Annotated in this window: 23 protein-coding genes; 8 read left to right on the forward strand and 15 right to left on the reverse strand. The window is 73.0% G+C overall.

Translation table 11 applies throughout. The features are described 5' to 3' along the window. Positions 1-43: 43 nt before the first annotated feature. Together ACZ4AA_RS28895 and ACZ4AA_RS28900 are read left to right on the forward strand one after the other, a co-directional pair. The gene (locus ACZ4AA_RS28895) at positions 44-1,570 is read left to right on the forward strand and encodes a S8 family serine peptidase (protein ID WP_467609242.1); all 1,527 of its coding nucleotides are present in this window, start codon (positions 44-46) and stop codon (positions 1,568-1,570) included. Positions 1,571-1,680: 110 nt separating this feature from the next. Continuing rightward, the gene (locus ACZ4AA_RS28900) at positions 1,681-3,093 is read left to right on the forward strand and encodes a CoA transferase (RefSeq protein ID WP_467609244.1); all 1,413 of its coding nucleotides are present in this window, start codon (positions 1,681-1,683) and stop codon (positions 3,091-3,093) included. A 60-nt stretch (positions 3,094-3,153) separates the two neighbouring features. Here ACZ4AA_RS28900 and ACZ4AA_RS28905 read toward each other — a convergent pair whose 3' ends face one another. The 8 genes from ACZ4AA_RS28905 to ACZ4AA_RS28940 all read right to left on the reverse strand — a co-directional run bounded on the left by ACZ4AA_RS28905 (position 3,154) and on the right by ACZ4AA_RS28940 (position 11,220). Beyond that, a complete protein-coding gene (locus ACZ4AA_RS28905; RefSeq protein ID WP_467609246.1) occupies positions 3,154-4,197 on the reverse strand; it encodes a zinc-dependent alcohol dehydrogenase family protein in 1,044 nt (347 codons plus the stop codon). Positions 4,198-4,237: 40 nt separating this feature from the next. Continuing rightward, positions 4,238-4,909: a lysoplasmalogenase gene (locus tag ACZ4AA_RS28910; protein ID WP_467609248.1), complete on the reverse strand. Its 672-nt coding sequence runs from the start codon at positions 4,907-4,909 to the stop codon at positions 4,238-4,240. Beyond that, the gene (locus ACZ4AA_RS28915; protein ID WP_467609250.1) at positions 4,906-5,868 is read right to left on the reverse strand and encodes a sterol desaturase family protein; all 963 of its coding nucleotides are present in this window, start codon (positions 5,866-5,868) and stop codon (positions 4,906-4,908) included. The genes ACZ4AA_RS28910 and ACZ4AA_RS28915 overlap by 4 nt, the downstream gene beginning before the upstream one ends. Positions 5,869-6,060: 192 nt before the next feature. Further along, positions 6,061-6,720 (reverse strand): VIT1/CCC1 transporter family protein, encoded by a 660-nt coding sequence (locus tag ACZ4AA_RS28920; RefSeq protein ID WP_467609474.1) that lies wholly within the window; start codon positions 6,718-6,720, stop codon positions 6,061-6,063. Positions 6,721-6,935: 215 nt separating this feature from the next. Beyond that, positions 6,936-8,249 carry an amidohydrolase family protein gene (locus ACZ4AA_RS28925; protein ID WP_467609252.1) on the reverse strand — a complete coding sequence of 438 codons (1,314 nt, stop codon included), beginning with the start codon at positions 8,247-8,249 and terminating at the stop codon, positions 6,936-6,938. Next, positions 8,246-9,529 carry an amidohydrolase family protein gene (locus ACZ4AA_RS28930; RefSeq protein ID WP_467609254.1) on the reverse strand — a complete coding sequence of 428 codons (1,284 nt, stop codon included), beginning with the start codon at positions 9,527-9,529 and terminating at the stop codon, positions 8,246-8,248. Before ACZ4AA_RS28930 ends, ACZ4AA_RS28925 begins: the two co-directional genes overlap by 4 nt. 9 nt (positions 9,530-9,538) lie before the next feature. Beyond that, positions 9,539-10,423, reverse strand: a complete 885-nt coding sequence (locus ACZ4AA_RS28935) for an SDR family NAD(P)-dependent oxidoreductase (RefSeq protein WP_467609256.1) — start codon at positions 10,421-10,423, stop codon at positions 9,539-9,541. Further along, a complete protein-coding gene (locus tag ACZ4AA_RS28940) occupies positions 10,423-11,220 on the reverse strand; it encodes an acetoacetate decarboxylase family protein (protein WP_467609258.1) in 798 nt (265 codons plus the stop codon). The genes ACZ4AA_RS28935 and ACZ4AA_RS28940 overlap by 1 nt, the downstream gene beginning before the upstream one ends. A 554-nt stretch (positions 11,221-11,774) precedes the next feature. On the opposite strand from ACZ4AA_RS28940, the gene ACZ4AA_RS28945 reads away from it, so the two are divergent. From ACZ4AA_RS28945 to ACZ4AA_RS28965, 5 genes are all read left to right on the forward strand, one after another. Beyond that, the gene (locus ACZ4AA_RS28945; protein ID WP_467609260.1) at positions 11,775-12,773 is read left to right on the forward strand and encodes a DEDDh family exonuclease; all 999 of its coding nucleotides are present in this window, start codon (positions 11,775-11,777) and stop codon (positions 12,771-12,773) included. A gap of 78 nt (positions 12,774-12,851) precedes the next feature. After that, positions 12,852-13,085 (forward strand): hypothetical protein, encoded by a 234-nt coding sequence (locus ACZ4AA_RS28950; protein ID WP_339128551.1) that lies wholly within the window; start codon positions 12,852-12,854, stop codon positions 13,083-13,085. Between the two features lie 92 nt (positions 13,086-13,177). Then, positions 13,178-13,969, forward strand: coding sequence for an SURF1 family cytochrome oxidase biogenesis protein (locus tag ACZ4AA_RS28955; protein WP_467609263.1), 792 nt, complete (start codon positions 13,178-13,180; stop codon positions 13,967-13,969). Between the two features lie 281 nt (positions 13,970-14,250). Further along, positions 14,251-16,068 carry a glycoside hydrolase family 15 protein gene (locus tag ACZ4AA_RS28960; protein ID WP_467609265.1) on the forward strand — a complete coding sequence of 606 codons (1,818 nt, stop codon included), beginning with the start codon at positions 14,251-14,253 and terminating at the stop codon, positions 16,066-16,068. Between the two features lie 14 nt (positions 16,069-16,082). Beyond that, positions 16,083-16,838 (forward strand): SDR family oxidoreductase, encoded by a 756-nt coding sequence (locus ACZ4AA_RS28965; protein ID WP_467609267.1) that lies wholly within the window; start codon positions 16,083-16,085, stop codon positions 16,836-16,838. A gap of 45 nt (positions 16,839-16,883) precedes the next feature. Here the strand turns inward: ACZ4AA_RS28965 and amaP are convergent, their stop codons facing one another. From amaP to ACZ4AA_RS28990, 5 genes are all read right to left on the reverse strand, one after another. Beyond that, complete coding sequence (gene amaP / locus ACZ4AA_RS28970) at positions 16,884-17,471, reverse strand: alkaline shock response membrane anchor protein AmaP (protein ID WP_467609269.1); 588 nt, start codon at positions 17,469-17,471, stop codon at positions 16,884-16,886. After that, a complete protein-coding gene (locus ACZ4AA_RS28975; protein ID WP_467609271.1) occupies positions 17,468-18,160 on the reverse strand; it encodes a DUF6286 domain-containing protein in 693 nt (230 codons plus the stop codon). The genes amaP and ACZ4AA_RS28975 overlap by 4 nt, the downstream gene beginning before the upstream one ends. Further along, positions 18,157-18,579 carry an Asp23/Gls24 family envelope stress response protein gene (locus ACZ4AA_RS28980; protein WP_467609273.1) on the reverse strand — a complete coding sequence of 141 codons (423 nt, stop codon included), beginning with the start codon at positions 18,577-18,579 and terminating at the stop codon, positions 18,157-18,159. Before ACZ4AA_RS28980 ends, ACZ4AA_RS28975 begins: the two co-directional genes overlap by 4 nt. 3 nt (positions 18,580-18,582) lie before the next feature. Then, positions 18,583-18,768 (reverse strand): hypothetical protein, encoded by a 186-nt coding sequence (locus tag ACZ4AA_RS28985; protein WP_467609275.1) that lies wholly within the window; start codon positions 18,766-18,768, stop codon positions 18,583-18,585. Positions 18,769-18,852: 84 nt separating this feature from the next. Next, entirely contained in the window at positions 18,853-19,338 is a 486-nt protein-coding gene (locus tag ACZ4AA_RS28990; RefSeq protein WP_467609277.1) for an Asp23/Gls24 family envelope stress response protein, read from the reverse strand. An 87-nt stretch (positions 19,339-19,425) separates the two neighbouring features. Here ACZ4AA_RS28990 and ACZ4AA_RS28995 point away from each other — a divergent pair, with 87 nt between their 5' ends. Next, entirely contained in the window at positions 19,426-20,193 is a 768-nt protein-coding gene (locus ACZ4AA_RS28995) for a nucleopolyhedrovirus P10 family protein (RefSeq protein ID WP_467609279.1), read from the forward strand. A gap of 241 nt (positions 20,194-20,434) precedes the next feature. Here ACZ4AA_RS28995 and ACZ4AA_RS29000 read toward each other — a convergent pair whose 3' ends face one another. Both ACZ4AA_RS29000 and ACZ4AA_RS29005 read right to left on the reverse strand, forming a co-directional pair. Next, positions 20,435-21,238 carry an enoyl-CoA hydratase/isomerase family protein gene (locus tag ACZ4AA_RS29000; protein WP_467609281.1) on the reverse strand — a complete coding sequence of 268 codons (804 nt, stop codon included), beginning with the start codon at positions 21,236-21,238 and terminating at the stop codon, positions 20,435-20,437. A gap of 145 nt (positions 21,239-21,383) precedes the next feature. Further along, a complete protein-coding gene (locus ACZ4AA_RS29005; RefSeq protein ID WP_006123601.1) occupies positions 21,384-21,605 on the reverse strand; it encodes a helix-turn-helix domain-containing protein in 222 nt (73 codons plus the stop codon). Positions 21,606-21,805: the final 200 nt, after the last annotated feature.

The raw sequence follows: 21,805 nt of genomic DNA on the forward strand, positions 1-21,805 counted from the left end.
CCGTGTTCGGGCAGCTCCGTTTTCCGGATGATGTGGAGATCCCATGGCTCATCTGCGGTCCAGACAGCGTCTCGCGCTCGCCGTACCCGTCGTTCTGTCGCTCACCACCTCGCTCGGCTTCCTGCCGGGCGCCGCCTCGGCCACACCGCTCACCGCTCCCGCCGTGACGGCCGCGGACGGACCGAACCTCTCCTATGTGGTCAACACGAGGACGGACCACCGCACGATCGCCTCGGTGGAGAAGGCGATCGCGGCGGCCGGCGGCAGTGTCGTCATCGCGTACGAGCAGATCGGCGTGATCGTCGTCCACTCCGCGAACCCCGACTTCGGCCGGCGGATCCGGACGGTACGGGGCGTGCAGTCGGCCGGTGCCACCCGCACCTCGCCGCTGAAGGCCGCGGGCACGACGGACGAGGGCGCGGTGCAGGTGCTGTCCGCGGCCGAGGCCGCCAAGGTCGCGAAGACGGCCACGGCGGGCCAGGAACCCCTTGAGGCCGACCAGTGGGACCTGCGCGCGATAGGCGCCGACAAGGCGGCCGCGATCGACCCCGGCAGCAAGAAGGTGACCGTCGCGGTCATCGACGTCGGCGTCGACGACACGCACCCCGACATCGCGCCGAACTTCTCCCCCTCGCAGTCCGCGAACTGCGTGGGCGGCAAGCCCGACACCACGTACGGCTCCTGGCGTCCGGTGGACGCCGACCACTACCACGGCACGCATGTCGCGGGCGAGATCGCCGCGGCCCGCAACGGCATCGGCGTCGCGGGCGTCGCGCCGGGCGTGAGGGTCTCGGGCATCACGGTGGCCGAGCCGGACTCCACGCAGTTGTTCTACCCGGAGAGCGTCGTGTGCGCCTTCGTGTTCGCCGCCGACCACGGCGTCGAGATCACCAACAACAGCTACTACGTGGACCCTTGGCTGTACAACTGCGTCGACGACCCCGACCAGAAGGCCATCGTCGACGCCGTCAACCGCGCCCAGCTGTACGCCCAGCGCAAGGGCACGCTGAACGTCGCCGCGGCGGGCAACTCCAACGACGACCTCGACGCGAACGCCCTGACGGACGCGTCCAGCCCCGACGACTCGACCGCCACCACGCGGACGGTCGACCCGCACAAGTGCTATGACATCCCGACCCAGTTGCCCGGTGTCGTCACGGTCGCCTCGACCGGCGTCAAGGGCGCCAAGTCCTACTTCTCCAGCTACGGGGACGGGGTCATCGACGTCGCCGCGCCTGGCGGCGACCGCTACCAGATCCCGGACACGCCCTCGCAGAACGGCCGCATCCTCTCCACGCTGCCGAACAACACGTACGGCTTCCTCCAGGGCACCTCGATGGCGACCCCGCACGTCGCCGGTGTGGCCGCCCTGCTGAAGTCCACATACCCCTGGGCGACGCCCGCTCAGCTCCAGCTCCTCCTCAAGGCCGAGGCGGACAACCCGGGTTGCCCGACAGCGCCGTACGACGGCAACGGCGACGGCGTCGTCGACGCGACCTGCGTGGGCGGCAAGCACGTGAACGGCTTCTACGGAGCCGGCATCGTCAACGCCCTGCGCGCGGTCAAGTAGCGCCCGCCGAAACCCCCGTGGCCCCGGCCGCCGCCCCGTGCGGCGGCCGGGGCCACGCGCCGTCGGGGCCGCCTCCCGTGTTGATCGCGTCCACACCGCATAGTGCCGGTATGACACATGCACCGATCGCCGCTGTGTGGGAGGAGCTGGGCGGAGACCCGGCGCTGCTCTCCGGGGTCTCGACCGTGGCGCGGGCGGGCGCGCTGGAAGCCGCCCTGCCCGTACGGGAGTTGGCGCGCGCCTGCGTGGGCGTCTGCGCGCTGGCCGCCGCCGAGCTGGGGGCCCGGCGGGCCGGGCTCGCGCGGGTGCCGCGGGTGAGCGTGGACGACGGCGCCGTCGCCACGGCCTTCGTCAGCGAACGGCATCTGCGGATCGACGGGCGCGCCCCGGCCGGTTTCGCTCCGCTGTCGCGGTTCTGGCGGACCGCGGACGGCTGGGTGCGGACGCACGCGAACTATCCGCATCACCGGGCCCGGCTGCTTCAGGCGCTGGGGGCCGCGGCCGACGCGAGCGCCGAGGACGTGGCCGCCCTGCTCGCGGGGCGGTCCGCGCGGGAGACCGAGGAGCGCGTGTACGGTGCCGGCGGGCTCGCGATCGCGCTGCGCGCGCCCGAGGAGTGGGCGAAGCACGAGCAGCGGCTCGCCCTGGCGCGGCGGCCGCTGATCGAGCGGGCCGCGGCGACCGGGCCGGCCGGCACACGCCCTCGCGTCCTTCCCCCGCTGCCGGACGGTGGCCCGCTGCTGCCCGCCGCCGGGGTGCGTGTCCTGGATCTGACCCGGGTCATCGCGGGCCCGGTCGCCACCCGCACCCTCGCCCTGCTGGGCGCCGACGTGCTGCGCGTGGACGGGCCGCGGCTGCCCGAGGACCCGGACGCGCACGCGGACACGGGGTTCGGCAAGCGCTCGACGGTCCTCGACCTGGCGGCCGACCGGCACGCCTTCGATGAACTGCTGGCGTCGGCGGACGTGGTCGTCACCGGCTACCGGCCCGGCTCCCTGGACCGCTTCGGGCTCTCCCCCGAGGCGCTGGCCGAGCGCTATCCGGGTCTCGTGGTGGCGCAGGTGTCGGCGTGGGGGACGTACGGGCCCTGGGGCGGACGGCGGGGCTTCGACAGCCTGGTGCAGGTGGCCACCGGGATCGCCGCGACGGAGGGCTCGCCCGAGCGGCCGGGCGCGCTGCCGGCGCAGGCCCTGGACCACGGCACCGGGTATCTGCTCGCGGCGGCCGTCCTGCGGGCGCTGACCGAGCGGGCGGAGTCGGGCCACGGCGGCGTCGTACGCCTGGCGCTGGCCCGCACGGCGATGTGGCTCACGGACGGGATCGAGCGGCAGCAGGCCCCCGGCTCCGTAGCGGACCCCTCGGCGAGGGAACCGTACGACCGCCCCGACGCCTGGCTGTCCGAGCGGGCCGGACCGCTCGGTCTCCTCGGCCACGCCCTGCCCCCCGTCTCCTTCGAGGGCGGCCCGGCCGACTGGTCCCGCCCACCGGGCCCCTGGGGAACGGACCCCGCACGCTGGGCGTAGCGGACCACGACGCACGGCGGCCCCGGGGAGGATTCCCGGGGCCGCCGTTCGGAGTGTGTGTCAGTTGGTGACGAGGACCTTCAGGGCCGTGCGCTCGTCCATCGCCTTGTAGCCCTCGGGGACGCCGTCCAGGCCGACGGTCATGTCGAAGACGGGCGAGGGGTCGATGGTGCCGTCCAGGACGTCGGGCAGCAGCTCGGGGATGTAGGCGCGCACCGGGGCGACCCCGCCGCGCAGGGCGATGTTCCGGTCGAACATGACGCCCAGGTCGAGGCCCGTACCGCTGCCGTGCGGCACGCCGACGAAGCCGATGGCGCCGCCGTCGCGGGTGATGTTCACCGCCGTGCTCATGGACTGCTCGGTGCCGACCGCCTCGACGACGCAGTGGGCGCCCTGGCCGCCGGTCAGCTCGCGGACGGCCTCGATGGCCGCCTCGCCGCGCTCGGCGACGACGTCCGTGGCGCCGAAGCGGCGCGCGATGTCGGTGCGGACCTGGTGGCGGCCGAGCGCGATGATCCGGTCGGCGCCGAGCCGCTTGGCGGCGAGCACGGCACACAGGCCGACGGCCCCGTCGCCCACGACGGCGACGGTCGAGCCCTTGCGGACCCCGGCGCCGAGGGCCGCGTGGTGGCCGGTGCCGAGGACGTCGGAGAGGGTCAGCAGCGCCGACAGCAGGTGCTCGTCGGAGGCCGCCTCCTTGGGCAGCTGGACGAGGGTGCCGTCGGCGAAGGGGACGCGTACGGCCTCGCCCTGGCCGCCGTCGTAGCCGACGGCACCCCAGAAGCCGCCGTGCACGCACGACGTGGTGAGCCCGTCACGGCAGTAGTCGCAGACGCCGTCGGACCACATGAAGGGCGCCACGACCAGGTCGCCGCGCCGGACGCCGGACACCTCGGAACCGGTCTCCTCCACGATGCCCAGGAACTCGTGCCCGATCCGCTGGCCGGGCTGCCGGGCCGCCTCACCGCGGTACGCCCACAGGTCGCTGCCGCAGATGCAGGAACGCAGCACCCGCACGATCGCGTCGGTGGGCAGCTGCACCATGGGCTCGGGCACCTCCTCCACACGCATGTCGAACGGGGCGTGGATGGTGGTGGCGCGCATGGCGAGGATCCCTCTCGTGCGGAGCGTGGGTGAGATGCGCTCAGGGGGTGGTTGAGCGCATCTCACCGTACGCCGCCTCGGGCGCGCGTCGCACCGCGAGGGGGTCGAGCACCCCACGGACCAGCAGGAACTGGGCCGCGATATAGGTGAGCATGATCCAGAAGGCGGCCTCCGGCAGCTGCGGCCAGCCGGCGACGCCGGTGGCGATCAGCGTGTCCGAGAACATGAAGAGGGCACCGCCGAGCGCCGCGACGGGCCCGAGGCGCGTGGCCCCGTACGCCATCGCGGTCAGCAGCAGGCTGTAGCCGGCGACGGGGACGCGCAGACCGGCCGGCAGACCCGGCCACAGCAGCACGACGAGGACGACGAGGACCGTGGTGTACGCGAGGACGAGCCGTGCGTCCCGTACCCGTGCCGTCCGGCGGAACAGCACGAGGTAGCACACGTGCCCCGCCGCGAAGGAGGCCATGCCGGCCAGGAAGGCGGGGTCGGCGTCGGACAGGAGCGCCAGGTCGCCGCACCAGCCGAAGAGCAGGGCCGCGACGAGCAGCCGGGGCGCGCCGCGTACGCCCGCGTACACGGCGAGCAGCGGCATCAGGAGCATCTTGGCGATCCGGTGCGCGGGGTCGATTCCGGCGAGGAGCCCGAGGAGGTCGGCGGCCGCCGCCAGCGCGAAGCAGACGAGCAGGGCGCGCGCGGGACGCGGGCTCACGCGACGGACTCCGTGACCACGGGCTCCGTGACGGGGGCCTGCGCGACCGTGCCCTGCGAGACCTGGGCCTGCGCGACCGTGCCCTGCGCGACCGGGCCTTGTGCGTCAGGGTTCTGCCCGACGGTCGGGGGCGTGGGCTGCCAGCCGGGCCCGGCGAGGAGCCGGCCGGCGCGCTCGCGCCAGCTCGCCGCGGCCCGCACGTCCCTGGCGATGGCGGTGTACTCGTGGGTGGCCACGCGCAGCGGGTTGTGGGTGGAGATGTTCTTGGTGAGTCCGTAGACGGGCCGTTCGGTCTCCGCGACGAACGATCCGAAGAGCCGGTCCCAGACGATGAGGATGCCGCCGAAGTTGCGGTCCAGGTAGCCGCCCTGGGAGGCGTGGTGGACGCGGTGGTGGGAGGGCGTGTTGAGGACGAACTCGAACCAGCGGGGCAGCTTGTCGATGCGCTCGGTGTGGATCCAGAACTGGTAGACGAGGCTCACCGAGGAGCAGAAGGCGAGCACGGCCGGGTGCACCCCGAGGGCGATCATCGGGAGGTAGAAGGGCCACGACGTCAAGCCCGTCCAGGGCTGGCGCAGGGCGGTGGTGAGGTTGAACTTCCGGCTGGAGTGGTGCACGACGTGGCAGGCCCACAGGAGACGGATCACGTGGTGGCCGCGGTGGGACCAGTAGTAGAAGAAGTCCTGCGCGAGCAGCATCAGCGGGATCGTCCACCACAGGACGGGCACCCGCAGCGGCGTCACCGCGTAGACCGCGCTGTAGACGGCGACGATCGGGAACTTCCACAGGAAGTCGAAGAACAGACTGCCCAGTCCCATGCCGAGGCTCGTCGCGGCGTCCTTCTTCTCGTACCCCGCGGCGTCCTCGTCCGGATGGATCCGGACGCTGATCATCTCGATCACGGCGAGGAGGATGAAGGCGGGTATCGACAACACCACGACATCCGGCAGGTTCGGCATGGGTGAACCGTAGATGCGCTGGTCGGCCGCGTACAGAGGTCGTTACCGATAAGTATTACCGGCGGTATGCGCTTGCTTCTTGGCGACCTCCGCCAAAGGCCGCCGCACCCGGCCGTGCGTCCACCCGCCCAGGGCTCCGGGCAGGGTGTCGTCACGTCTCACTCGCCGACGGCTCCAGGCACGGCCGTACGCTCACACGCCCGCCGCTCCGAGCAGGGCCCCGGCGGCGTAGGTCACCGCCATGGCGAGCGCTCCCCCGGCCGTGTTGCGCAGCACCGCGCGCCGCCGGTCCGCCGAGCCGAGCCGTGCGCTGCTCCAGCCGGTGAGGGCGAGCGCGGCCAGCACCGAGACGACGGTGACGCCGAGCCGCCATCGCTCCGGCGGCAGCACGATGGCCAGCAGGGGCAGCAGCGCTCCGGCGGTGAACGCGAGGAAGCTCGCCCAGGCCGCGTGCCACGGGTTGGTCAGGTCGTCGGGGTCGATGCCGAGTTCCACGGAGGCGTGGGCGCGCAGGGCGTCCCGTTCGGTGAGCTGGACGGCGGCCTCGCGGGCCACCTGCCGGGACAGACCGCGCTGTTCCAGGAGTCCGGTCAGCTCCTCCAGTTCGGCCTCCGGCGCTTCCCTGAGCTCCCGCTTCTCGGTGGCGAGCGCCGCCAGTTCCGAGTCCCGCTGGGTGGAGACCGACACGTACTCGCCCGCCGCCATGGACATCGACCCGGCGAGCAGTCCCGCGATGCCCGCGGTGAACAGGGCCGCGCGGTCGCCCGTGGCGCCCGCCACGCCGACGACGAGGCCGGCGGTGGAGACGATGCCGTCGTTGGCGCCCAGGACGGCGGCCCGCAGCCAGTTCAGCCGCGAGCCGAGGGTGCCGCCGTGCGCCTCGTCGTGCGTCTCGTCTTGCGTCTCGCCCTCGTCCGCGCCGTGGTCCGCGCCGTGGTCCGCGCCGTGGTCCGCGCCGTGGTCCGCGCCGTGGTCCGCGCCGGGATCGTGGTCCTGGTCGTGCGCCGGTTCCGTCACACGGGTGAGGATCGCACCCGGGGTGCCGACGCGGACGCACCGACCCGGGTTCACCACACGCGCACCGAGCCTCCTCTCGCGAACACCGGGCTCGTCGCGTCGGCGGGCGGGGTGTCCAGGGGTTCGGCGATCTCGGCCACCGTGGGACCGGCCTTGGCGGCGATCTCGTCGAGGTACGCGAGGTCGAAGCCGTAGACGCGGGCCGCGTTGCCGCCGACCATGGCGGCCACCTCCTCGCGCGGCAGACCCGCGTAGGCGAAGCGCAGTCCCTCACGGGTGTAGGGGTGGGTGCCCTCGTCGTGCGGGTAGTCGCTGCCCCACATGATCTTGTCGAGGCCGATGCGCCCGCGCAGCGGCACCTCGTGGGGGCGCATGAAGCTGGCCCCCACGTAGCAGTGGTCGCGCCAGACCAGGGAGGGGCGTTCCCCCATGGTCGCGGCCAGTCCCGCGCCGAACTTGGACTCGGCCGTCGACGCCCTGTCCGCCGCCGCGACCAGCCGCCCGTGGTAGTAGTCCAGCATGTCGAGCACCCCGGGGATCCAGCCCGAGCCCTGCTCGGTCAGCACCAGTCTCAGGCCCGGGTGCCTGCGGAACGCGCCCCCGAACACCAGGTGCCACAGGGCCCGGTGCGAGAACCAGGTGGTCTCCACCATGTAGACCGCGCGGGCCGCCGGTTCGTCCCCGAGGGGCGGCGAGGCGGACCCCGCGTGGTGGTTCACCGGGGCGCCCAGCTCGGCGCACGCCGCCCAGATCGGGTCGTACGTCCGCGAGTACAGCTCGGGCAGACCCGAACCGGGGGGTGTTCCGGGCAGCAGCAGTCCGCCCCTCAGGCCCGCGCCCGCCGACCGGTGGATCTCCTCGACCGCCGCGTCGACGTCGTTGAGGAGGATCTGGAAGACGCCCGCGCGCCGGCCGGGCGCCGCCGCGCAGAAGTCGGCGAGCCAGCGGTTGTGGGCCCGCAGCCCCGCCCAGCGCCGTTCGAACTCCGCCGCCGTGGGCGCCGGTGCCATGAGGGAGCCGGACGGGAAGAACGGCGGGATGGTGTTCGGGAAGACGACCTCCGCGACGATGCCGTCCTCCTCCAGCTCCGCGACCCGCCGCGCGGAGTTCCAGTTCCGGTCGGCGGTGTCGGCGAGCAGGTCCGCGTACGGGTTGACGTAGTCCGCCGCCCAGGCGTCGAAGTCCTCGTGGTACCCGCGCTCCAAGTACGGCTTGTAGTCGAGGAGATCGGCGCCCGCGTGGCAGTCCGCGGAGATGACGGTGTAGCGGTCCTCGCCACCGGCGCGGGCCTCGGTGCCCGCACGCTCCTCGGCGCCGAAGGCACTCCCGGGGGTCCCTGTGCTCCCCGTGCTCCCGGCGGTCATGGATTCACCCCCAGGACCGGGAAGTCGTGGTCCGTCAGCCAGTGGCGGCCCACCTCGCGCGAGCGCGCCCAGGACGCCTCGACCGCCGACTGGTCCTCGTCCTGGCCCAGTTCGGCCGGGGTCGGACCGATCCGCCGGGCGAGGGGGGCCAGTTCGCCGACGTCGAAGCCGAACACCTCGGCCGCCGCGAGGCCGAGCATGCGCCGGGTCTCCGCCACCGGGATGTCGTGGAAGGTCTTCGCCAGCCAGGCCCGGGTGTCGGGCCAGGTGCCCTCCGGGTGCGGGAAGTCGCTGCCCCACAGGATGTTGTCGACGCCGATCTCGTAACGCTGGGCCAGTTCACGGCGCTTGGTGTTGGTCGCGCAGACGAACATCTGCCGGTCCAGGTACTCGTGCGGGGGCCGCTTCAGCTCCGCGAACGGCGACAGCTTCTTGCCTCCGTGCGCGCCGAGGTAGAGACGGTCCATGAACCACAGCAGGTTGGGCAGCCACCAGCAGCCCGACTCGGCGATGCCGAACCGGAGTCCGGGGTGCCGTTCGAAGGCACCCGACCAAAGCAGGAACCACAGGGGGCGCGCGGGCCACCACGTGACCTCGGAGACGTAGATCCCGAGGTGGTCGCCGTACTCGTGGCGCGGGGCCGCGCCGGAATGGGTGAGCACGGGCATCGAGCACTCGGCGGCGGCCGCCCACACCGGGTCGTAACGGCGGTCGTGGTAGGGCTCCTTGTCCACCCACATGGACGGGATCATCAGCGCGCCGAGGCCCGACTCCTTGGCCCGGTACACCTCGGTGACGACCCGGCCGGTCTCTCCGGTGACGGGCAACAGGGCGACCCCGCAGTGCCGTTCGGGGTGTTCGGAGACGAAGTCGGCGAGCCAGCGGTTGTGGGCCTGCGCGCCCGCCATTCCGAGTTCGGGGTCCTGGTCGCCGGAGAGTCCGAGGCCCACGCCGAACGGGGCCGCGGTGCGGCTGTCGACGGCGTCCGCGTCGGGGAAGACGACCTCGGCCGCCACCCCGTCGCCGTCCAGTTCCTTGAGACGCTGGGCGCTGTCCCAACCACCGCGCAGGCCTTCCTCGTTGTCCTGGAACCACTTGTCGGCGAAGGCCTCGTTGCGGATGCCGAGGCGGTTCATCTCCTCGCGGCGCCGGCCCTGGCCCGCGAGGAACTCGTCGAAGTCCCGGTGGAACCGGGAGTCCAGATAGGGCCGGTACTCCTCGGTGGGAAGTCCGGCGTGGCAGTCGGAGGAGATGATCAGATACGGGTCCTGTTCGCTCACCGCGCCCCCTCAGTCGAGGATGAAACTTTCCAGGTACGACGGATCGGCCCGCTCCAGCATCGACCGCGACCTCGCCCGGATCTGCCGGTCGCTGTGCTCGCTCTCGGGCAGCAGCCAGAACCGGCCCGCGCCGATCCCCTCGGCGACGAGGTCGGCGACCTCCTCGACGGGGGTGAACCGCACCTCGTGGCCCGCCCCTTTCATCGCGGCCTCCCACTGGGCGAGACTGCGGTACGGGGTCCTGCGGGGCCGCTCCTTGGCGTACCGCGCGGGCCGGTTGCGGTGCGACTCCCACAGGCCCGTGCGCAGCATGTGCGGCCCGGGGAACAGCACGGAGGCGCCCACGCGCGCGTGCTCCGCCTTCAGATGCGCGTACAGCGACTCGGTCATCGTCACCACGGCCGCCTTGGTGACGGCGTACACGGAGGCGGTGGGCAGCGGGGCGATCCCGCCGTCGCCCGAGGAGGTGTTGACGACGTGGCCGGGCTCGCCGCCTGCGAGCATCCGGGGCACGAACGCCTGGACGCCGTGGAAGACGCCCCACACGTTGACGGCGAACGCCCACTTCCAGTCGTTGGGGTCGTGCTCCCACATCCGGCCCTCGGCCCCGGAGCCGACACCCGCGTTGTTGCACAGGACGTGCACCGCGCCGCAGGTGGCGTACACGTCCTCGGCGAGCGCGAGGACCTCGGAGCGCTCCGAGACGTCGACCACGCGCGCGTGGACGTCGGCGCCGTCCGCGCGCAGCTCCCCGGCGGCCTTCTCCAGCGCGCCCTCCTCGACGTCGGCGAGGACCACCGTCAGACCGTCGGCCGCGAACCGCCGGGCCATCGCGAGCCCGACGCCGCTCGCCGCGCCGGTGACGACGGCGACCTGTCCCGCGCGCAGTTCCATCAGACGCTCCCCTCGGGCGGCCCGTCGAGGATCTGCCGCGGATCGTCGTAGCGCTGGTGGATGTACGGCAACAGGGCCTGCGCGCTGACGCGTTCGGCGATCCGGCCCCGTTGTCCCGAGGTCTTCTCGCCGAAGGTGATCTCCACCGGCCCGAGCACGGGCAGATCGGCGACCGGGTCGTACATCGACTCGCGCAGGACGACGTCCCCGGTGACCCGCTCCAGTCTGCGGACCTTCTCCTCGCGCAGGCAGTGCACCAGGACCGGGTCGGTGTCGAAGCCCGAACCGTCCACCGCCGGAAGGAACTTGAAGTAGAAGTCGGTCTTGCGCGCGGGCTCGGGCAGCGGCAGGGATCCGCTCACCGCGCCGCGCACCTCGACGAAGGCGATGCCGTGCCGGGCGAGCACCCCGCGCACGACGAGCCCGTCGCGCTCGACGGTCACCTCGCCGAGCTTCTTGGGCTCCCCGAAGACCTCACGGCCGCCGATCAGGGCCCGTTCGTGGGTCATCGGCATGACCAGCGGATACCAGCCCTCGACGTCCCCGTGCGCGGCGGCGACGGCGAACGAGCCGGCGCCCAGCGGGTATCCGGGCAGATCGACCTTGCTGACGCTGACCCGCACCAGGGGCCGCGCGGTGGGTTTCAGCGGAGGCGGCAGAACCGCCGCGACCGCGTCCGGGTCGCTCTCCCAGACGGCCACCAGTCCGGTGGACCAGACGTCGGGGAGCTGGGAACTCGCGGTGCGCGCGGCGGTGATCTCCGCCTCCGTCCGCGCGCCGTACCTCACTCGTGCCATGTCCGTACCGCCCTTCGTAGGCGCTACCTGCTGGGACGCGCAGCACGCTTGCACCGCACGGGTGAAAGGTCCATAGCCGTGCGCGGGCCGGGATACGCGGGCCCGGGTCCCGAGCGGAACGGGCCGCCTCCAGGGCCCCGGAGATATCGGTGGCCGCACGGATCGGGGCCCGCACGCTGATCCGGCGGCTCGACGCCCCTTCCGCCGCGGGACCGGGGTGAGGTGAAGCTGCTCCCGGCGCACGCGCCTGCCGGCCTGGACCGGCTGCCGGCGGACGTCCCCGTCCGCGAGACGAAGGCGCCGGTCCTCGGGAGCCTCCCACTGGACCGGCGCACGCGCGTACCTGTGCGCCCGTCGCTCGCCACGCACCTCGGCACAGCGACCGACGTACCGCGGCTGCTCCGGGTCCGGTCGGGGTGACGGCGCTCGGCCGAGCGTCAACGCCGGGCCCTCCGGACCCGGTTGCGGGGCCGCGCGCCCAGGGCCCGGCGGTGGGAGCGGATCGGGCAAGGCGGGGGCCGGTGTGTCAGTCGGGGCCCGTATCCTCATTGACCATGCTCGAAGACCTCACGACCGCAGCGTCCCCTGCCTCCTGGCCGGCCGCGTATCCGCAGGGATACGCGGTCGTCGACGTGGAGACCACAGGGCTGGCCCGCGACGACCGGATAATCTCCGCCGCCGTCTACCGGCTGGACGCGCGCGGCGAGGTCGAGGACCACTGGTACACGATGGTCAATCCGGAGCGGGACCCGGGCCCGGTGTGGATCCACGGTCTGACGAGCGAGATGCTCGAAGGGGCGCCGCTCTTCCACGAGGTCGCCGAGGAGTTCTCCGCCCGGCTCGACGGCCGGGTGCTGGTGGCGCACAACGCGGTCTTCGACTGGTCGATGATCGCGCGGGAGTACGCGCGCGCCGAGCGCGAGGCGCCGGTGCGCCAGCGCCTGTGCACCATCGCGCTCTCCAAGGAGCTGGCCCTGCCCCTGCCCAACCACAAGCTGGAGTCGCTGGCCGCGCACTTCGGCGTCGTGCAGCAGCGGGCGCACCACGCGCTGGACGACGCGCGCGTGCTGGCCGAGGCGTTCCGGCCGAGCCTGCGGGCCGCCGCGCGGACCGGGGTGCGGCTGCCGCTCCTCGAATGCCTGCCGCTCAAGGAGTGGTCCGACAGCGCCGCGGCTCCGCGGATCGGACGGCAGGCCGGGAGCTACGGATCCGGCGGTTACCCGTCGGGGAGTTGGCGCCCCTCCCGCAAGCGCCCCGCGTGCCCCTATCCGAACCCCGGGCGGTACGCGGCGGACAAACCTCTCAAACAGGGCATGCGGATCGCGTTCTCCGGTGACACGTCCATCGACCGCGAACTGCTGGAGGACCGGGCGGTCGAGGCCGGGCTGCATGTCGCGACGAGTCTGTCCCGGCTCACCAGTCTGCTGGTGACCAACGACCCGGACTCCAGCACGTCAAAAGTGGTCAAAGCCCGGCAGTTCGGGACACCGGTGGTCGACGAGGCCGCGTTCGGGCAGCTTCTGCGTGACGTCGAACCCGCGTCGGAAGAGTGACGGACGTACGGGTGATTGACGGGCGACTCGCCCCGCGCCCGCTCGCCCGCGTCGCCCCGGCACCCCACCCTGTGGCGCATGGCGAGATGCGAAGTATGCGGCAATGACTACGGAATGACCTTCGAAGTGCACGCCCAGGGCGCGGTGCACGTCTTCGACTGCTTCTCCTGCGCGATCCACCGGATGGCCCCGATCTGCGAGCACTGTCGCGTGCAGGTCATCGGCCAGGGTGTCGAGGTCGACGGGCACTGGTACTGCGGCGCGCACTGCGCCCGCGCCGAGGGGAAGGCGGGGATCGTCGACAAGGTCTGAGCGTCCCGGCCCGACCGCCGGACGGCACACCGGACGGCCCTCGGCGGGACCCTCCCGTCGGGGGCCGAATCATGCCGAGTACCGTCAATGGGGTGTACCGCTTCCTGTTGTCCCGGCAGTGGGTGATCCTCACCCTCGTGGCCCTCGCCCTCATCCCGACGATGATCAAGCTGGGCTTCTGGCAGCTCCACCGGCACGAGCACAAGGTCGCCCTGAACACGGTGATCTCCGACTCGCTCGCCGCGAAGCCGGTGCCCGCGGAGACGGTCACCGCGCCTGGCCGGCAGATCCGGGACGACGACCTGTTCCGCCGGGTGACGGCGAAGGGCCACTTCGACACCGCGCACGAAGAGGTCGTCCGCCGCCGCACCAACGCCGACGGCGAGGTCGGCTACCACGTCCTGACCCCGTTCGTCCTGGACGACGGCCGGGTCCTCATGGTGAACCGGGGCTGGGTCCCGGCGGACGGCGCGCAGACCGCCTTCCCGAAGATCCCGGCCCCCGCCTCGGGCGAGATCACCGTCACCGGTCGGCTGATGGCCGACCAGACGACCGCCGACAGCGGCATCAAGAACGTCCGGGGCCTGCCCGCCCGTCAGGTCATGCTGATCAGCAGCGCGCAGGAGGCGCGGCGGCTCGGCGAGCAGGTCCTCGGCGGCTACGTCGAGCAGACCGCGCCGGCGCCCAAGGACGGCTCCCCCGAGCTGATTCCCGACCCCGAGCACAGCGACATCGGTCCGCACATGGCGTACGCGATCCAGTGGTGGCTCTTCTCCGCGGGCGTCCCCTTCGGCTGGGTGGTCCTGGTCCGCCGCGAGCGCCGCGACCGGGCGGAGGCGGCAGCCGCCGAGAGCACACCGGAGGCGGAACCGGCGGTCGTGTAGACCGGCGGGCGTCGGGGCCGACGGGTGGACGGCCTGTCAGGCGCGTAGGCCGGTCGGCGGACGGATCCGGCAGACGCGTACACCAGCCAGTGACCAGACCCGCAGACGCGTACACCGGTCGGTGGCCAGACCCGCCTGCGCGCAGACCGGCGATGGACGCGGACCGGCGGGTGCGCGGGCCGGTGGCAGGGGGCCGTGGCCTCCCGTCCCGTCGCCGCCCGGGCGTCCACGCCACTCTGGCGGCCCGATTGACCGTTGCCCCGTTCGGGAACCCGTCCACCGTGCACCGACACATCGAGGACTACGCGCTCATCGGGGACGAACAGACCGCCGCTCTGGTGAGCCGCGACGGCTCCGTCGACTGGTTGTGCCTGCCCCGCTTCGACTCCGCGGCCTGCTTCGCGGCCCTGCTGGGCGACGAGGACAACGGTCACTGGCGGATCGCGCCCGAGGGCGCGGACGTGTGCACCCGGCGCGCCTACCGCCCGGACACCCTGGTGCTGGACACCGAGTGGGACACCCCCGAGGGCTCGGTCCGGGTGACCGACCTGATGCCGCAGCGCGAGCACGCCCCCGACGTCGTACGCGTCGTCGAAGGCCTCAGCGGCCGGGTCACGATGCGCAGCCTGCTGCGGCTGCGGTTCGACTACGGCTCGGTCGTCCCCTGGATGCGCCGCTCGGAGGGCCACCGGGTCGCGGTCGCGGGGCCGGACTCGGTGTGGCTGCGCAGCGAACCGCCCGTGCACACCTGGGGCAAGGACTTCCGCACCCACTCGGAGTTCACCGTGGAGGCGGGCGAGAAGGTCGCCTTCGTCCTGACCTGGCATCCCTCGCACCGGCCCCGGCCGCCCCTGTGCGATCCCTTCGAGGCACTGGAGACCAGCGTCCAGGACTGGAGGGCGTGGGCGGCGCGCTGCCGCTACGACGGACCGCACCGGGACGCCGTCGTCCGCTCCCTGATCACCCTCAAGGCCCTCACCTACGCGCCGACCGGCGGCATCGTGGCCGCCCCCACCACCTCGCTGCCCGAGGAGATCGGCGGCGTCCGCAACTGGGACTACCGCTACTGCTGGCTGCGCGACTCCACCCTCACCCTCGGCGCGCTCCTGTCGGCCGGCTACCACGAGGAGGCCGAGGCCTGGCGCGACTGGCTGCTGCGCGCGGTCGCGGGCGACCCGGCGGCCCTCCAGATCATGTACGGCCTCTCGGGGGAACGCCGGCTGTCGGAGTACGAGATCCCCTGGCTGTCCGGCTACGCGGACTCCGCGCCGGTGCGGGTCGGCAACAGCGCCGTGGAGCAGCTCCAGCTCGACGTGTACGGCGAGGTCATCGACTCGCTGTCGCTCGCCCGGCGCTCCGGGCTGCCGTCCAGGCCCCACATGTGGCGGGTGGAGTGCGCCATGATGGAGTTCCTGCGGGTGGCGTGGAGGCAGCCGGACGAGGGGATCTGGGAGGTGCGCGGCCCGCGCCGGCACTTCGTGTACTCCAAGGTGATGGCCTGGGTGGCCGCCGACCGCGCGGTGCGCACCCTGGAGGACGACCCGACGCTCGACGGCGGTGACATCGAGGCCTGGCGTGCGATGCGCGACGAGGTGCACCGGGAGGTCTGCGAACGCGGCTTCGACCCGGTCCGGAACACGTTCACGCAGTCCTACGGCTCGACCGAACTGGACGCCTCCCTGCTGCTCATCCCGCGCGTGGGGTTCCTGCCCCCCGACGATCCCCGGGTGATCGGCACGGTCGACGCGGTCCGCGCGGAACTCGCCCCGGACGGTTTCCTGGTCCGCCGCTACACCGCCGCGGCGGCCGGTGTCGACGGGCTTCCGGGCGACGAGGGCACCTTCGTCGTCTGCTCCTTCTGGCTCGCGGACGCACTGCATCTGACGGGCCGTACACGGGAGGCGCGCGAGCTGTTCGAGCGGCTGGTCGGCCTCACCAACGACCTGGGACTGCTGTCCGAGGAGTACGACCCGGTCGCGGGCCGCCAGCTCGGCAACTTCCCGCAGGCCTTCAGCCACATCGGTCTCGTGGTGTCAGCCCTCAGCCTGTTCGGCGTCGACGAGCCGGGAGGAACGGAAGGGGCCATGCCGCCGGGATAGGGGAGGATGGGGCCATGGATCTTGGACTGAAGGATCGTGTGTACGTCGTCACGGGAGCCACCCGGGGCCTGGGCAACGCCGCCGCGCGCGAACTCGTCGCCGACGGCGCCAAGGTGGTCGTGACCGGACGTGACGAGGACACCGCGGCCCGCGCCGCGAGCGCGCTCGGCCCGAACGCGGTCGGGGTCGCGGCCGACAACGGCGCTGCCGAGACCCCGGCCCGGCTCATCGCCGGTGCCCGTGAGCACTTCGGCGGCTTCGACGGCATCCTGATCAGCGTCGGCGGCCCGCCGCCCGGGTTCGCCGCGGACAACACCGACGAACAGTGGATGGTGGCGTTCGAGTCGGTCTTCCTCGGCGCCGTACGCCTGGCCCGCGCGGCCGCCGGGGAACTCGGCGAGGGCGGTGTCATCGGCTTCGTGCTCTCCGGTTCGGTGCACGAGCCGATCCCCGGACTCACCATCTCCAACGGTCTGCGTCCGGGACTCGCGGGGTTCGCCAAGTCCCTCGCGAACGAGCTGGGCCCGCGCGGCGTCCGCGTCGTCGGGCTGCTGCCGTCCCGCATCGACACGGACCGCGTGCGCCAGCTGGACGGGCTGTCCGCCGACCCCGAGGCCACCCGCGCGGCCAACGAGGCCCGCATCCCGCTGCGCCGCTACGGCGCCCCGGAGGAGTTCGGCCGCACGGCCGCGTTCCTGCTCTCCCCCGCCGCCTCGTACCTCACGGGCGTCATGCTCCCGGTGGACGGCGGAATGCGCGGCGGCTTCTAGCTCGTGCGGGTGGGCGTGCGGGCACGCGGCCGTTCGGGTGCCCCGTCAGGTCACGCGTTCGGCTCCGTGCTTGACGCCGCGCAGCCGCACCTCCGCCGGGAGCGCGGCGAGGCCGGCCGAGTCCCGTGCGTGGGCGAGGGCCTCCTCGGTCAGCAGCCGCAGCGCGTGCCCGGGGTCGACATGGGGTTCCAGCAGGAGCCGCACCCGCGCCTCGGGCAGGCTGCGCCGCCCGGTCAGATGGACGTTCGCGTGCTCGACGCCGTCCAGCCGGGCCGACTCGGCGGCCAGCACGCCCTCCAGCGCCTTCCCGCGCAGCAGCGCGCCCGCGCCGTCACCGGTGTCGACGAGCACCTCGGCGAGCCGCCGGCACCGCACGTCGGCGACCAGCCACCACAGGGCGAGCAGCAGGAGGATCGCGAGCGCGGCGATGACGGCGGGCCACCACCAGCCCTCGTCCCGCCACTTGGTCCGCCGGGCGGCACTCAGCAGCACGTCGTGCCGTCCGTCGTAGATCCACCAGGACGGCGGCCGTACGCCGAGTCCGACGGCGAGCACGGAGCCGCCGAAGGCGAGCAACACCAGCCCGGTGAGGCCGATCAGTACGCGGTTGACGATCCGCAGCACGGATCTCACCTCTTCCGTCCGGGGCGCGCGACATGCACCGACAGGGCGGGCGAGCGGGCCAGTCCCAGTCCCGTGATGCCGTCGGCGAGCGTAGTGTCGAGGTCGGCGCGCACATCGTCGAGTTCGCGGAAGTGCGAGATCGCGCGGACGTCGACCTTGCGGCGCTTCACGCGCACGCGGACCGACTGCACGCCGGCGACCTCCATGGCCCGGTCGCGGAGCGCCATCGCGGCGGCGCCCCGGTGCAGCCCGGCCCGGACGTCGGCGTGGGTGCGCCGCATCGGCAGCACGTCCCGCAGTCCCGGTGTGGCCGCGAGGACGATCAGCCAGAGTCCGACGGCGGCGGCGATCCCGGCGCCCACGAGGACCGCGGTGTCGTCGAGCGGCCGTTCGGCGAGCTGCCGGGCCAGCCAGGTCCGCCAGTACAGCGCGGTGCGTCCGGCGCGCACGGCCACGACGTCGTACAGGAAGGCGCCCGCCGCGACGAGGAGCAGGAGCGCGAGGATGCCCGCGGGAACGCGACGCGCCGACCAGAACCTGCCCTGGCGGCCGTCCTCGTCACCGGCGGTGCCCCGTGGTTCGTAGGCGGCGGCGGAGGCGGACTGCCCGAGGGTGCCCGCGTCGTTCCCGCCCCCCTGTCCCTGTTTCTCCAGGACGGGTGTCCTGCGGGTGTCGTCGGAGCCCTGGGGCTCGCTCATCGCGTCCTCCCCTGTAGCGCGCCGGACTCGTCCGTCAGATGCAGCCGCTCCACCTGGACGGCGACCTCGGGCACTTCCATTCCCGCCAACGCCTCTACCCGCTCGGTGACATGACGACGCACCTCACCGCACTGGGCCCCGATGTCGGCGGGGTAGCCGAGTTCGAGGCTGACCCGGATCCGGGCGCTGTGCGTGGGGGTGCCGTCGGTGCCGCCCGAGTCCGACGCCTGCCGCCGCACGACGACCGTCGCGTGCGGGGGCACCGCTTCGGAGGGAGGCGGGGGCAGTGCCTCGCGTGCCGCCCGCGAGGCGATCTTCGCGACGACGCGGTCGGCGATCCGGGTGGCGCCCCGCTCGGAGGGCACGACGGTCGTGAGGGCCGGCCCGGTCTCACCGAGCCGGTCGGTCTGACCCGGCACGCGTCACCGCCGCCGGTCGTCGCGGGCGCGGAAGAAGTTGCCGATGTCCAGGTCCCCCTCCAGGAGCCGTCCGACGACGAACCCGACGGCCCCCAGGGCGGCTACCAGGAGGAAGGCGCCGAATCCGCCGAAGTACCCGGCGAAGGCCAGCGCCATTCCGGCGATCATGCCGATCACGGCCAAGCTCATGGGGCTCTCCTCAGCAGTCGGTGGCCGCGTGATCACTCATGGTGCGGTGGCCGGGGCATCCGGCGCCTTCCGGTGGCCCGGGGGTCACTGGAGCCGTTGCTCCGGCTCCTCTTCCTCTTCCTCGGGCAGCTTCACATCACTCACCGCGATGTTGACTTCCACCACTTCGAGTCCTGTCATGCGCTCGACGGCGGCGATGACGTTCTCGCGCACGGCGCGGGCGACGTCGGAGATCGACACGCCGTAGTCGACGACGATCTCCAGGTCGAGCGCCGTCTGCAACTCTCCGACCTCGGCCTTCACACCCCGGGTCACCGATTTGGTGGAACCGCCCGGCACCCGGTCGCGTACCGCCCCGAAGGTCCGGCTCAGACCGCTTCCCATCGTGTGGACACCGAGTACGTCGCGGGCGGCGAGCCCGGCGATCTTCTCCACGACACCGTCGGAGATCGTGGTCCGCCCCCGGGTGGCGGCGTCTCCGCCGCCGCGCCTGGTGGGCTTACGGGTCTGCTGCGACTCCTTCTCGGTGTCAGGGCTGTCCGTCCGGTCCCGCTCGGTCATGTCGGTCATCGCCGTACGTCCCTTTCGGTCGTCCTCCTCTGCTCACAGTAGGTCGGGTCGCGCGGTCGCGCGCCGTGGATGGGGCAGGCTGGAGCAATGACGGCGGACCGGTGGACGCAAGGGGTACGGCATCAGCTCGGACTCGGCAGGCTCCTGCCGCTGGGTCTCGCGCTGGACGGCGCGTGGATCACGGAGGAGGCGGCCGAGTCGGTGCTGCGGCGTGAGACGGCGGCCGTGGCGGGGGTGCGGCTCGGGTCGCTGCGGATCGCGCTGGCCGACCCGGAGCGGGCCGGCACCCCGGTCGTACCGCCGCCGCCCAGCGCCCTGCCGCCCGGTCCGCTGCGCGTCACCGCGGAGTTCGGGGCCTCGGCGGATCCCACGGCCCCCGGCGCCGAACCCCTTCCGGCCGTCGCGGCCCGGCTGCGCCTGAATGTGGTGTCCGCCGCGATCCGGCTCCTGGGCCTCGACGTCGGCGAGGTGGACCTGCGGGTGACGGACCTGCTGGAGGACGAGACCGAGGACGAGGCGCTCGCGGCGCACCCGGCCGGTGACGTGCGGGCGGCGCCCGTGCCGAAGGACCCCGGGGAGGCCCGGATCGCGTCGGCGGTTCTGGCCGTCCCGGGAGTCACCCGTCTGACGGACTCCCTGGGCCGTCCGGTCCACGTCGAGAACGGGCCGGCCGCCACGGACCCGGCCCTGCCGCGCCGCCACATCCGCGTCGAGCTGGAGGTCTCGGGGGACGAACGCGCGGTGGACGTGGCACGGGCGGTCAGGGCCGCGGTCACCGAGGCCGCACGGGACACCCCGTCCGTGGCGGTACTGGTGACAGCGGTGACCCCGGGCCACCCGTCACACCGACCATGACCACCCCGGTCCGGGACGCGGGTCACCCCGGGCGACGGTGAGCCACAGCCGGGCGGGGCGCCAGGCACCCCCGTCCGAGAAACGTGACGCCCGCAGGCCCAGAAGCCCGCCCCCCGGGGAACGCGATCCCGGCGGCCGGGCCCCCGGGAGATCGACCGCTCCGTGGCGGGGGCACCCGGCGTCGCCGGGTGCCGCGCCTCGAAAGGGCTTGAGGGAGAAGAACCGGTGCGCGCCCGGAGGGCTATTCGCCCACGCCCGCCAGGTCGCGCAGCCTGCGGGCCTGGGCGGCCCGCTCGGCGGTGCGCTGCTCCTCGTACGACCGCTCCTGCGCCCCGCGCAGCAGGGCCTTGGTCTCGATCACGGCGTCCCGCGGCGCGTCGAGGAGTGCCGCGGACAGATCGGCGACCGCGGCGTCGAGCTGCCCGGCGGGCACGGCGAGGTTGGCGAGCCCGGTGCGCTCGGCCTCCTCGGCCAGGACGAAGCGGCCCGTGGCACAGATCTCCAGCGCACGGGCGTACCCGACGAGCCCGACCAGCGGATGCGTTCCCGTGAGGTCGGGCACCAGACCCAGGCTGGTCTCCCGCATGGCGAACCGCACGTCGTCGGCGACGACGCGCAGGTCACAGGCGAGCGCGAGCTGGAACCCCGCGCCGATGGCATGTCCCTGGACGGCGGCGATGGACACGATGTCGCTGCGCCGCCACCAGGTGAACGCCTCCTGGTACTCGGCGATGGTCGCGTCCAGCTCGGCGTCGGAGCCGCGCGCGAGGTCGATGAACGACGGCTCCCCGTCGAAGCCCTCGGGCGTGAAGGCCTGACGGTCGAGCCCCGCGGAGAAGGACTGGCCCTCGGCACGCAGGACGACCACGCGGACGGAGCCGGGCAGTGACCGCCCGGCCTGCGTCAAGGCCCGCCAGAGAGCAGGACTCTGGGCGTTGCGCTTGGCCGGATTGGTCAGCGTCACCGTGGCGGTCGCGCCGTCGACGGTGAGCCGTACGCCGTCCTGGTCGAGTACGGGGTCGAGATCCTTGTCGAGCGAAGCCATGGGGTGCCTCCGATGGGTGCGGTCGGATCAGACACGCGCCTCGCGAAGACACGAGGAACGCACCTAAGTGACTGCACAGTAACCACCCGGTCGGTCACCCGACCGACCGGGTGGTCACCACCGAAGCCGATGGGGACGCCCGGCCTCAGGCCGAGGCGGCCTTCTTGCCCCGCGTCGCGCCGCCACGCCCTCGGAGCGTGACACCCGACTCGCTGAGCATCCGGTGCACGAAGCCATACGAACGGCCGGTCTCTTCGGCCAGCGCTCGGATGCTCGCACCGGAGTCGTACTTCTTCTTCAGGTCTGCCGCGAGCTTGTCGCGCGCGGCGCCGGTAACCCGGCTGCCCTTCTTCAGAGTCTCGGCCACCCGGTCCTCCTCATGGGAAGTGCGCTCTGGACTCTCATGATCACCCCTTTCGGGCGTCATGGCCACCCATTCGGCAAGGTCCGTAAGACAAGGTTTTGACGACAGGAGCCCGTCCCCACGAGTGGAATCAATCATTCCGGCCGGCGCCGCCGGTGCGGCCGAACGGGTTCCCGCGCGAAGTGCCTGGTCAGCGACGCAGA

It is taken from the genome of Streptomyces sp. NPDC024698, from assembly GCF_055559015.1.

What these genes read in the sequence shown, in the direction of transcription:
- ACZ4AA_RS28895 (WP_467609242.1), top strand. Translation starts at nt 44, where the DNA reads ATGGCTCATCTGCGGTCCAGACAGCGTCTCGCGCTCGCCGTACCCGTC.
- ACZ4AA_RS28900 (WP_467609244.1), top strand. Translation starts at nt 1,681, where the DNA reads ATGACACATGCACCGATCGCCGCTGTGTGGGAGGAGCTGGGCGGAGAC.
- ACZ4AA_RS28905 (WP_467609246.1), bottom strand. Translation starts at nt 4,197, where the DNA reads ATGCGCGCCACCACCATCCACGCCCCGTTCGACATGCGTGTGGAGGAG.
- ACZ4AA_RS28915 (WP_467609250.1), bottom strand. Translation starts at nt 5,868, where the DNA reads ATGCCGAACCTGCCGGATGTCGTGGTGTTGTCGATACCCGCCTTCATC.
- ACZ4AA_RS28925 (WP_467609252.1), bottom strand. Translation starts at nt 8,249, where the DNA reads ATGACCGCCGGGAGCACGGGGAGCACAGGGACCCCCGGGAGTGCCTTC.
- ACZ4AA_RS28935 (WP_467609256.1), bottom strand. Translation starts at nt 10,423, where the DNA reads ATGGAACTGCGCGCGGGACAGGTCGCCGTCGTCACCGGCGCGGCGAGC.
- ACZ4AA_RS28940 (WP_467609258.1), bottom strand. Translation starts at nt 11,220, where the DNA reads ATGGCACGAGTGAGGTACGGCGCGCGGACGGAGGCGGAGATCACCGCC.
- ACZ4AA_RS28945 (WP_467609260.1), top strand. Translation starts at nt 11,775, where the DNA reads ATGCTCGAAGACCTCACGACCGCAGCGTCCCCTGCCTCCTGGCCGGCC.
- ACZ4AA_RS28950 (WP_339128551.1), top strand. Translation starts at nt 12,852, where the DNA reads ATGGCGAGATGCGAAGTATGCGGCAATGACTACGGAATGACCTTCGAA.
- ACZ4AA_RS28965 (WP_467609267.1), top strand. Translation starts at nt 16,083, where the DNA reads ATGGATCTTGGACTGAAGGATCGTGTGTACGTCGTCACGGGAGCCACC.
- ACZ4AA_RS28975 (WP_467609271.1), bottom strand. Translation starts at nt 18,160, where the DNA reads ATGAGCGAGCCCCAGGGCTCCGACGACACCCGCAGGACACCCGTCCTG.
- ACZ4AA_RS28985 (WP_467609275.1), bottom strand. Translation starts at nt 18,768, where the DNA reads ATGAGCTTGGCCGTGATCGGCATGATCGCCGGAATGGCGCTGGCCTTC.
- ACZ4AA_RS28990 (WP_467609277.1), bottom strand. Translation starts at nt 19,338, where the DNA reads ATGACCGACATGACCGAGCGGGACCGGACGGACAGCCCTGACACCGAG.
- ACZ4AA_RS28995 (WP_467609279.1), top strand. Translation starts at nt 19,426, where the DNA reads ATGACGGCGGACCGGTGGACGCAAGGGGTACGGCATCAGCTCGGACTC.
- ACZ4AA_RS29000 (WP_467609281.1), bottom strand. Translation starts at nt 21,238, where the DNA reads ATGGCTTCGCTCGACAAGGATCTCGACCCCGTACTCGACCAGGACGGC.